Annotated in this window: 5 protein-coding genes and 1 pseudogene; 5 read left to right on the top strand and 1 reads right to left on the bottom strand. The window is 39.7% G+C overall.

Going from position 1 to position 10797, the window contains the following annotated elements; translation table 11 throughout:
• The first annotated feature begins 22 nt into the window (after positions 1-22).
• From V7147_RS11315 to V7147_RS11305, 4 genes and pseudogenes are all read left to right on the top strand, one after another.
• Positions 23-2920: a S41 family peptidase gene (locus V7147_RS11315; protein WP_335367962.1), complete on the top strand. Its 2898-nt coding sequence runs from the start codon at positions 23-25 to the stop codon at positions 2918-2920.
• A gap of 404 nt (positions 2921-3324) precedes the next feature.
• Positions 3325-4062, top strand: a pseudogene (locus V7147_RS25205) (MCP four helix bundle domain-containing protein); the annotation flags it as partial.
• The gene (locus tag V7147_RS25200) at positions 4036-5004 is read left to right on the top strand and encodes a methyl-accepting chemotaxis protein (protein ID WP_438824580.1); all 969 of its coding nucleotides are present in this window, start codon (positions 4036-4038) and stop codon (positions 5002-5004) included. The pseudogene V7147_RS25205 and the gene V7147_RS25200, both read left to right, overlap by 27 nt.
• Positions 5005-5335: 331 nt before the next feature.
• A complete protein-coding gene (locus V7147_RS11305) occupies positions 5336-8488 on the top strand; it encodes an FIMAH domain-containing protein (RefSeq protein WP_335367960.1) in 3153 nt (1050 codons plus the stop codon).
• Between the two features lie 64 nt (positions 8489-8552).
• On the opposite strand, the gene V7147_RS11300 is transcribed toward V7147_RS11305, so the two are convergent.
• A complete protein-coding gene (locus V7147_RS11300; protein WP_335367959.1) occupies positions 8553-9623 on the bottom strand; it encodes a hypothetical protein in 1071 nt (356 codons plus the stop codon).
• 300 nt (positions 9624-9923) lie between these two features.
• Here V7147_RS11300 and V7147_RS11295 point away from each other — a divergent pair, with 300 nt between their 5' ends.
• Positions 9924-10781 (top strand): MurR/RpiR family transcriptional regulator, encoded by an 858-nt coding sequence (locus tag V7147_RS11295; protein WP_335367958.1) that lies wholly within the window; start codon positions 9924-9926, stop codon positions 10779-10781.
• Positions 10782-10797: the final 16 nt, after the last annotated feature.

Genomic DNA, 10797 nt, shown 5'->3' with positions numbered 1-10797 from the left:
GGGAAGCAGGAGGTGAATTCATTTGAAGAATTGGTATTTGCGGATAGGGGTTTTGTTGACCATCATACTTGGGTGCACAATGATATTTGGTCCGAGTCTAGTAAAAACAGATCTCGAACCAGAACGTCTACGATTTTACGAAAATGGTGAATTTGGAAAGGCACCGTTCCCACCGTCCGCCGAAAATCCACTAGGTACAGATTCAGATGGGATTGATATTTTTTCTGTCCTTATTCATGGATTGGACGACACTGTTGGGGTTATTTTACAGATTACAATGTTGACCTTTTTGATAGCGATTCCGCTTTCCTTTTTAGCGAGCAATCAGCAAGGTCTTGCACATTGGATGATCCAATGGCTGAGTTATCTTTTTTCGAGCTTGCCACCCATTCTTGCGGTTGTGTTGATTCTCTCTACTCCGTTCGTCGATTCATCGCCGATTCGTAAAGAGCTGATGATCCTAACCATAGCCCTTGTTGGGGTCGGTCGAGTGGCCTGCCTGTTTCAGCAGCAAATCATCCAGCTCTCCGAAAAAGAGTACATGGACGCAGGACTCATCACGGGGAATAACCCTTTTCAAATGTACACAAGACATTATCTACCCAATTTATGGCCTAGCTTCATGTCAAACATTTTCTTGGAAGCGGGTCGTGTCACCCTATTAACCGGGCAGCTGGCGTTGTTTTCTTACTTTTTCAAGCAGAAGTTTGTTATAAAAGACGTAGGAGACTATGAATGGCAAAGTGAGGACTTTGATTGGTTGTCATTTTTAGCGAGCGGGCGCACTGAAATCTTGCATGCCTTTTGGATTCCCTTGTTTCCAGCGCTTGCGATTGCCATCCTGATGGTTACCTTTCAGCTCTTAGGGGAAGGATTGCGCCTAAAATTTCACACCAAAAGTGCGAAGCAACAAAACCGATTTCTCCACCATTCCCATCTATTTTTCGAGGGGCTCTGGTTTGACCATATAAGAGAGCCACTAATCAAAATGGCAAGAATTGCAGTGATGGTGTGTGTGGTCTTTCTGGTCATAGTAATCAGCGGTTCCGTACTGAACCCACCTAAACCAATTCCATCCTATACCACCGCATGCGGGACAAACGTTTGGGTGGATAAGGAAAGACAGCTTTCGAATGTAACGGCGTTTGCAAACCTGTATGGGTATGTCCGATTTTTCCATCCGAGTGATGAGGTGGAGGAGATAGATTGGAATCGATTTGCCCTCTGCGGAATGGTAAAAACCGTTGGGTCTAAAAACGCAGAAGAGTTAAAAGAAAACCTGGAGGAGATGTTTCATCCAATTGCTCCTACTTTAAAAATTTACCGTACTAATGAAGAGTATGAGCGATTTTTACCTGATTACCAGAAACTACGAGATCCTGCATACGAATTAGTTGCTTGGCAGCACGTGGGGTTGAAAATAAAAGAAAATCTAACATTTTTACCTTTCCTTACAGAGGAGGAACCACAAGATAAACCTACAATAGAAATACTGAAAGGGGAGTTTAAAAGTAAACGAGTTTACTATTCGTTTGCTTATGAAAAATTTTCAATCAGGACGCGCCAGCTTTTTTCTCAATTTCCGAATGAAACAGACGTGATCGAGGAACCCATTAATCAAGATTTAAAAATCCAATTGCCGTTGACCCTCACGGCATACCAAGGGTCAACAAGTCGAGAAGATGAAAATCAGAAATTTACATCATTGCAGAACCAACTTAAACAAATCAATGTCTTTTCTGCAGATACAACAGACCCAATTGTCCAGCTTAGTAACACAATCATTGTATGGAATATCGTGAAATATTTTTATCCGTATTATGATATCGTGGATGTGGACATGGATCACCAGCTTACCAATGCGATTAAGGAATTGCATCCAGCTAATGAAATGAATCATGTTGGATTTAAACATGTATTAGAAAAAATGCTCAGACCGCTTAATGATGGTCACGTTAATGTAACTGACAGGCAGTATTATTCAGGTGAATATATGCCATTCTGGGCGGATGTATTTGATGGAGAGGTGGTTGTTACCGCTGTAAGTGAGGATTCTCCTTTTAAAGTGGGGGACGTGATTGCTGAACGCTCTGGGGAACCAGCTCTAAAGTGGATAAATGAAGCCATCAATCGGGGGTCAGGAACACTACATTTTCGAAAATATATCACATTAAAGCGATTTGTTGTCGACCTGGATGGGCGGGGAAAAGAATCATTCACCGTTATCCGAGATGGGCAGCAGCTTAAAATAAAAGCGAAGTATCACCTTTCTACATCGGTTGATCGATATAATCGTACTTCCACAGATGGATTAAAGTACCTTGGGAACGATATGTATTATTTGAATTTCGATTATATGACGGATGAACAGTTGAAAATAGCATTGGAGGACCTTCAACATGCAAAGGGGATTATTTTTGATCTAAGGAGTTACCCTGCAATTGATATGTCACCACTACTCCATAAATTATCAGATGAGATTGTATACACAATGCCAATGAATAATCCGCAAATTATTTACCCAAATAAGCCTCCAGCGGGTTTTGAGGAATATCAGGGAAGAGTCCTTCCAATCTATGAAATTTTTAAGAGTAAAAATGTCGCCTTAATCGATGGAAGCTGTATAAGCGCATGTGAAACATATGCTGAAACATTCAAGAGTAACGGACTTGCGACGATGATTGGCGAACCGACAGCCGGAACAAATGGATCAATCAATCTCATAAAACTACCAGGAAATATGGGCGTCTGGTTTACAGCCTGGCAAGCACTGAGTGTAGACGGTTCCCAGCACCATATGATAGGCGTTCAACCAGATATAAAAGTAGAACGAACGCGTGAAGCAGCACTAGAAGGCAGAGATGAACAATTGGAGGCGGCGGTTGAGTATTTGAAAAAGGAAATTGGATCGCAGAGATAGGTCTCTTGACCCGGTTAATAAACTCGAAGACTAGCAATTTGATTAGGGTTGCTAATCTTCTTTTTTGACGTGCTGGATAAAAGTGCTACACGCAATTATTCCTGCTGAAGGTGCAATTAGGCTGGGTTAAAACGCAATTCCCCGATTTAAAGCGCAATTAGACTGGGTTAAAGCGCAATTCCTCAAGTTAAAGCACAATCAGACCCGGCTAAATATCCTTCCTCGAAATAAACTGCAAATCTCATCACCAAAGCAAAGCGAGGAGCAATAGCACGTCTTGCGGTACCTTCGTAGTGCTCTTTATTTTCAGAAAAATAGGATTCTGTGGTAAAATAGTTCTAGTCGAAAAATGTCAAACTTTGAAGAAATTAATCTATTTTATACATCAAAGGAAGAGGGCAAATATGAAGATTAAAACAAAACTGAGTTTACTAGTTTCTTTATTGTTGTTAGCTCTAGTTGGTTCAGGTGGCCTATCCGTATTTCAGCAAACTGAAAAAGAGAAGGTCTATAAAGAGATAGAAACCAATCAAACTCTACAATTAACCTTGAAGTCTATTCAATATCGTTTTACAGGGATATCTAATGACGAACGTGCCTATCTTCTGACTGGGGACGAGGAACTAGTCGCAGGAATTGAGAAGAAAGAAAAAGAGATTGAACACTATTTTTCAGACATTCAAAAAGTAAATCTAGATGAAAAAGAAGTAGAAGAAATCAGGAATAACCTACAAACCTATTTTGAATCTAATAAAAAAGTAGTAGAGGCATACAGAAGGGGTGATCATGAAAAAGCCCTTCAGATTCATATGGAAGAACAAAGAACGATCAGAAAAGAGTTGGTCGATCCTTCTGTTGAATCACTCATTAACAAGGTCAACGAAACGATTGACAGTGATACAAAAGCAATGGAAAAGATGCAACAATGGAGTTCGATCATTTTATATGCAGTTGCTTTTGTAACCGTTGTTGGAGGGGTTTTTACTTCATTCCTCATCATCAGGTCAATTAACAAACCGATTATGATTATGAATCGACGCTTGAAGGAAATTGCAGAAGGCGAAGCTGACCTTACACAAGCCATCTCAATTAAAACGAAAGGTGAATTAGGGGAAATGGCGTCATCCTTTAATCTGATGGTTAGTAAATTAAGAGTTTTAGTGAGACAGGTAGCGATGAATGCGGAGCAGGTTGCTGCAGCTTCAGAACAATTATCAGCAAGCTCTGAAGAAACGACGAGAGCAACAGAAGTCATTGCAACAACCGTTCAAGAGGTAGCAGTTGGGACTGACAAACAGGTTAACAGCTTTGACGAAACCAATCAAACTATCTTTGGTTTATCCTCTTTGGTACAACAAATTGCTGCAAGCTCAGAAATCGTGTCAAATACATCTGTTGAAGCTTCAGATAAGGCAATTGATGGAGATAAATCAGTATCAGGAATTATTACCCGTATGAATGAAATCAGTCAAACGGTAAATCAACTCTCTGAAAAAGTGAAAGCCTTAGGAGAAAGCTCGAATCAAATTAACCAAATCATTGGAGTCATCACAGGTATTGCCGATCAGACTAATCTATTAGCTTTAAACGCAGCAATTGAAGCTGCAAGAGCAGGCGAACACGGGAAAGGATTCTCAGTAGTTGCAGATGAGGTTCGAAAACTAGCAGAACAATCATCGGCTTCTGCCCAACAAATTTCTTCTCTAATTACTGTGATTCAAGCCGATACAGAGGAAACTGTCCAATCCATGAACGACACAACAACAAAAGTATCCGATGGAATTGAATTTATCCAGGATGTGGGAAGTTCATTCAAACAAATCGGCCTAGCCGTACAAGAGGTTACCTCTCAAATTCAAGAAATAACATCAGCGGTACATGAATTATCAGCAGGAACAGAACAGATAGTTAAAAGTATGGAAGTTGTAGCTGACATCACACAGGTGACATCTGAAGGAACCCAAAGCATGTCAGCATCAACTGAAGAACAACTCGCGGCAATGGAAGAGATCACCGCATCCTCCATATCCTTAACCCAGATGGCAGGGGAATTACAAGAATTGATTAAGAAGTTTAAAGTGTAATCTATGGAAAATTATTGGTAGTGCCTGTCATATGTGAATTTACATGTGACAGGCATTTTTCTATTTAATAAAAGGAACTGGTAGAACCGTCCCCATGGTACTAGGTTTCCCTTTATAAAGGCTAGGACCTCTTACCCATCTATGTTAAAGACACGATAAAGACAACTTCTCGACTTATTATAGACTTGTTACCGAAATTAGGTGAAATATATAATTGGTTAAAGATTTTGGGTTTTCATATCGTATAGCAGCTAACTATTTTTTAGAGGGAGGTATGTAAAAGCTCCAAGAAATGAATGCGCTATCATAATAAGGTGAAGGGAGATTTACAATGCAGAAAAAATGGTTTCGAAAACTGTTCTCGAATTTCTTAATTGTAGTGTTAATCACTAGTTTCTTTCAATTTAGTGCAAGTGCCGAAACAAAAAAAGATGAGACTGTCGTTGCAAAATTGAATGGTCGAGGTTTTAAAGAAGTGCAGAATCTAGGTACTCCTGCTACAGGTGCTGTTGTTACTGATGCGGTATTTGGGAAAGAGAATGGAAAAGATGTGGTGTACACGACGGCAAATGGAGGATTATTTAATGCCATTGATGTGAAAACAAATACAGTCCTCTTTAATGCGCAACTAGGGAAAATAAACCAGGTTTGGACACATATTATTGCTCCAGATGGAACCGTCTATATTGCTGGATTAGCAGAAGGGAATGCTGGACAGCTTTGGAGCTATTCACCAAAGACCAAATCCGTTAAGAACCTAGGGATTCCAGATGCAAGCCATCAATTTTGGAGCAGCACAACCGATGATGATGGAAATGTCTATATCGGAACGTATAAAGAAAAAGAAGGAAAAATTTTTAAATATGATGTTTCAAAACAAGCATTTGTTGATCTAGGAAAAGTGGACGCAGAGGGCGACGCTAGCTATGTCCGATCGCTGACCTACCATAACGGTTACCTTTATGCAGGCTTGGGGGTTACGGGGAATGTATACCGAATCAATACCGAGACCCTTGAAAAGGAGAAAATCACCAAAAATGCACCTGACATTTTAGGAACAACGATTGAAGCAGCAGGATTCGCCTATGACATGGAGGTGGCTGGAAAGTACCTCGTTGTTAGATTTAGCGAACTAAGTGCTATTTTGTTTTACAATCTCGAGACACAAGAATGGGTCGAGGATACCGTAATCAGTAAAATCGGCGATGGTTCGGAAGATGACTATGGGGCGTTTGGCTATTCTCAATTAGCCGTAAATGATAACAAAACCTATGTGATCAATAATCGCCATATTCTAGAAATCGATGTTGATACGCTAGAAACTAGGGAAACAGGAATATATTATCCTGCAGGATGGCGGGGACTTGCATTTGTTGATTTTGGAGAGGATTCAACAGATACACGTCTAGTTACGGTAAAAAGATCCGGAGAAATTATGACAGTGGATTTAGATGCCAATAAAATTATCGATTTACCTTTAGCGATGAATGGTAATTTGCCATTAGATTTGCATAGTCTTGGGCTTGGTCCTGATGGAAACTTGTACATGACTACTTACCCTGGAGGTCCTAAAGGGGCAAGATATAACCCGAAAACAGGTGAAACTACCTCGTATTCTCAAGGACAGGCAGAAGGCATGATTGCCGGAAATGGCTCAGACATGTATTTCGGAATCTACTCCGGTGCATCGATTCAAAAAATGAATACAGATACGCTGGAAATTAAAACACTTTTTAACTTATACGATGAGTATGAACAAGACCGTCCATATATTATGAAATTCGAGAATGATAAATTATTAATCGGCACCATTCCATACTATCAAAAACTTGGCGGAACGCTGACAATCTATGATCCTGCTACAGGAGAAAGAGAGACACATAGAAATATTGTCCAAGATCAAAGTATCGTAGGACTTGCGTATAAAGATGGTAAAATCTATGGTTCTACCACAATCCGTGGAGGGTTGGATATCGAGCCAACTGCAAAAAAAGCAAAAATGTTTGTTTGGGATGTTAAAGGTAAAAAGAAAATAACAGAATTTGAACTAAACTTACCAGAATTAGATATGCCACCAATGATAAGTGGGTTAACCTTTGATGAAGATGGCTTGCTATGGGGAGCGGTTGACGGAATATTATTCGCAATGAATCCTGAGACGTACGAAATTGTAAAATCAAAGAATCTATATCCGAATATCAAAAACAGGGGCATGTGGAGACCTGTTCATATCCTATTTGGTGAAGATGGTTTATTGTACACGGATATTGGAGGAAAACTAGCAGTTGTGGATCCGAAATCAGAGAGTCTTGAGCATGTTAGCTTAATTGAGTCTGGACCTGAAGTCACATTTATCGAACTAGCATATGATAACGCAGGGAATCAAAATATCTATTTTGTCGATGGTGACAAACATTATTTAAAAATGATTCCGGTCATTGATGGTGGTAAACTACCTGTTGACCCTGTATATGAAACAGTTCCGGTATCATTTGAAAATGCAGGATTTGAGGAAACAGTAGGAGAAAATAATCGTATTCCTGGCTGGTCATCGTTATTTGGCCTTACAGCTAATGTTTCTTACGGAGTAACCAATGAAAAGGCGAAATCAGGAGACAATGCCTTGAAAATTAAGGATGCGGCTCAAAACGAAACGGTGTTTGTCCAATCAGATCCAATACCAGTTAAACCGGGAGTTGAGTATACCGGAGCAGTTGAAATGTATTTGGAAGATGGTAGTGCAAGCTTCTTTATCCGGTATTTTGATGAAGCTGGTAAGCAAGTTGGGAAGGATATAGATGGTGTCAACATCATTCATGTGAGGGGCGGCCATAAGCAATGGCAAACGGTAAGTGCAAAAGTCGTAGCACCAGAAAATGCAGCATATGCAAGATTATTTGCAGGAGCTTCTAATTTCTTTACGACAACAGGCGCTTATTATGATGATTTCAAACTCACTTATGAGAGAGAAGTTGTGCTAGATAAAGTGGTTCTCTCAGCAGAAGACTCAACGGTACTTCAAGGCGAGAAAATGAATACAAATCTTTCTATCCTTCTCACAAACGGAGATGAAGTCGATTTAGAAGATGTTGATGACGTTGAGTGGGTAAGTAGCTCACCTCAGGTTGCAACGATAGATAAAGGAAAAATAATCGGGAAAAATGCAGGTAAGACAGACATTCAGGCAATCGTTACTTACAAAGGGGAAGAATTTACATCAAATAAGCTGACCGTGACAGTCACAGTTACTACAGCTACATTATCTAAACGAGTTTCGGAGCTTTTCGAATCAAAACAAATCGACCATTCCCTAACAAAACAACTAACAAACCGATTAGAACAAGCACAGCATCATTATGACAAAGGCGATGTACAACAAGCAACAAAACACCTACAAGATTTCATAAAACACTTGAATAACAGTAATGCTAGCAATGAAATAAAAGAAATGCTTACAAACAATGTAAACGCGATCTGGGAATAAGGCGTAAAACAAAACTTAGAAAAAGGCTGCCGTATGATTATGGCAGCCTTCCTTTTGGTGTCATTTATTTTTCTGGAACAAAGTATATCACTGAAGGACCTGATGCGCCGCCTGGAAGACTTGTGACAAAATCATATTGATTCCCGTTGGCTCCAATTCTTTCGGACGCAAACTTCCATGCATTTACATAGCTTAGAAATCCGGTAGTGTTAAGTTTACCGTTCCATTGCATGACAAAATGACCGAATCCACCTGATGGATTATCATAGATGGAGAGTTGCAGTGGATGATGTAAACTATTTTCCACTTTAACGTCTAAATTATATAGAACACCATAGTTTCCATTGTTGGTTACCGGTTTGTTTCCATCAACGACATTAATACCTTCTTCGTATTCTCCCGGTAATTTATCGCTCCATTGACCATAGGCAGCGGATGAAAGTCGAATATAGGCATTTCCTAATTCGGTATCATACGTAAGTGTACCCTCACGATCGAAATGTGGAAAACTTCCGCGAACATGCGAGTCAGGCGGTAAAATCTCTTCAGAAAGTGGGTCAGCTGGACGTTCTGCATAGTTAAGTGTGGTTGCAGTGACAGTAGCCGGCTGATGACCATGTTTCGTATAGACATCATACTGGGCAATTCCGCTTACCGTTTCTCCATCCATTGCATTTGTTTCTAGGTAATAGCTTTCACCAGGCTGTAGGGTATTAATGTATTTTTTTTCAGCCTTTTCGTCTAGGAATTGTACTAATGCCTCTTTTCCAGCTACGTCAGGATAAATACTAACTGAAGCTCCAACGCCCTTAGAAAACAGCATCACTGGTTCATCCGAAGTATTCGTTAAGGCTAGGCTGACATTTCGGTTCTCCCCACTATTATTCTGATGATGCCAAAACACACGGAATTCTCCAGTTGCGGTATCACGATAAAACGCACCGTTGTCGGAGTATGTTTCTGGTGAATCACTAAGGATCAGTTTTCCTCCTGTTTGTTTTAATTCTGGTTTTTCGAGATGAACCGCAGGCTGAAGTGTTTCAATGGGTACATAATTTTCATTGGCAAATGCCTGGCCCGGCAAAAGAAATGCCAATAGAACAGCTCCTAATACAAAAGCAGACTTTCGTTTCATTCCATTTCCTCCTCTCATTTTTATTGAAATCCCAATAATCAGGTGAAATTTACTTAGGGAATTCAATATTTATGTAACATTCCATATTTATTGAATTTTTCCTCCTTTTTTATTATAAAAGAGGATAAAACTACTATTGTGTGAGAAAAGGGACAGGTCTAATGTCCTATTAGACTCTATTGCAGTACCTTGACGGATCCTAAGGTATTTTGTATTCTTGAGTTGGAGGATATATTCACTTTTTATAAAAATGGTGGAATATTTCTTCCGTGTATTTCAGAAACTAAAAGGAGACTTTTTATGACTAAGACTGAGAAAGTGAACCCTCTTTTAATTATTCAATCAGTTTATAATTCACTTACAAAGACAGAACAAAAGGTAGCAGATTATATAATGGTCAATCATAAGGAAGCGGTGTATTCCTCTGTAACCGATTTAGCAGAAGTGGTAGGGGTTGGTGAAACAACCGTTTTGCGCTTTTGCCGAAAATTAGGATATCGAGGGTTTCAGGAGTTTAAACTAGCAGTCGCGCAGAATTTAATGGAAGTTGATGAGCAAGTATATGGGAAGATTGAGGAAAATGATTCCCTTGATGTAATTGCAAAAAAGATTGCGAATCAAAATATAAGCGCTCTCAATGATACAGTGGCATTGCTTCAGGACAATACATTACAGAAGGCGACTGAGAAGATCAACAGTGCACGAAAAATCTATTTCTTTGGTGTCGGGTCATCCGGATTTACGGCATTGGATGGAAAGCATCGTTTAATGAGGCTAGGATATAATACCGAACATGTTTCAGATTCACACATTATGTCAATGACGGCTTCTTTACTGGGGGAAGAGGACTTAATTATTGCAATTTCGTCGTCAGGAAGCACAAAGGATGTTGTGGATGCAATTGAAATAGCCAAGGAAAACAAGGCCTTTATCGTATGTATTACAAACCAGGCAAGATCACCTATAACAAAGTATGCAGATTTAATTCTCCTAGCGGCAAATAAAGAATCCCCATTTGAAGGAGGAATTTTCTCTTCGAAAATTGCTCAGCTACTTCTATTAGATGTATTGGCAACGAACGCAGCTCTCAAGAACAAAGAACAGGCATCTACAGCAATCAAAAATACAGCAGAATCAGTTTTAGATAAGTTGTATTAATAATCTAGTAGAAAAG

Origin of the sequence: Bacillus sp. JJ1521, assembly GCF_036965165.1 — a bacterium.
In the GTDB taxonomy this organism is placed as follows: Bacteria; Bacillota; Bacilli; order Bacillales; family Bacillaceae_L; genus Ferdinandcohnia.
The sequence above is the reverse complement of the archived record's forward strand: the minus strand, read 5'-3'. Positions and strand labels throughout refer to the sequence as shown.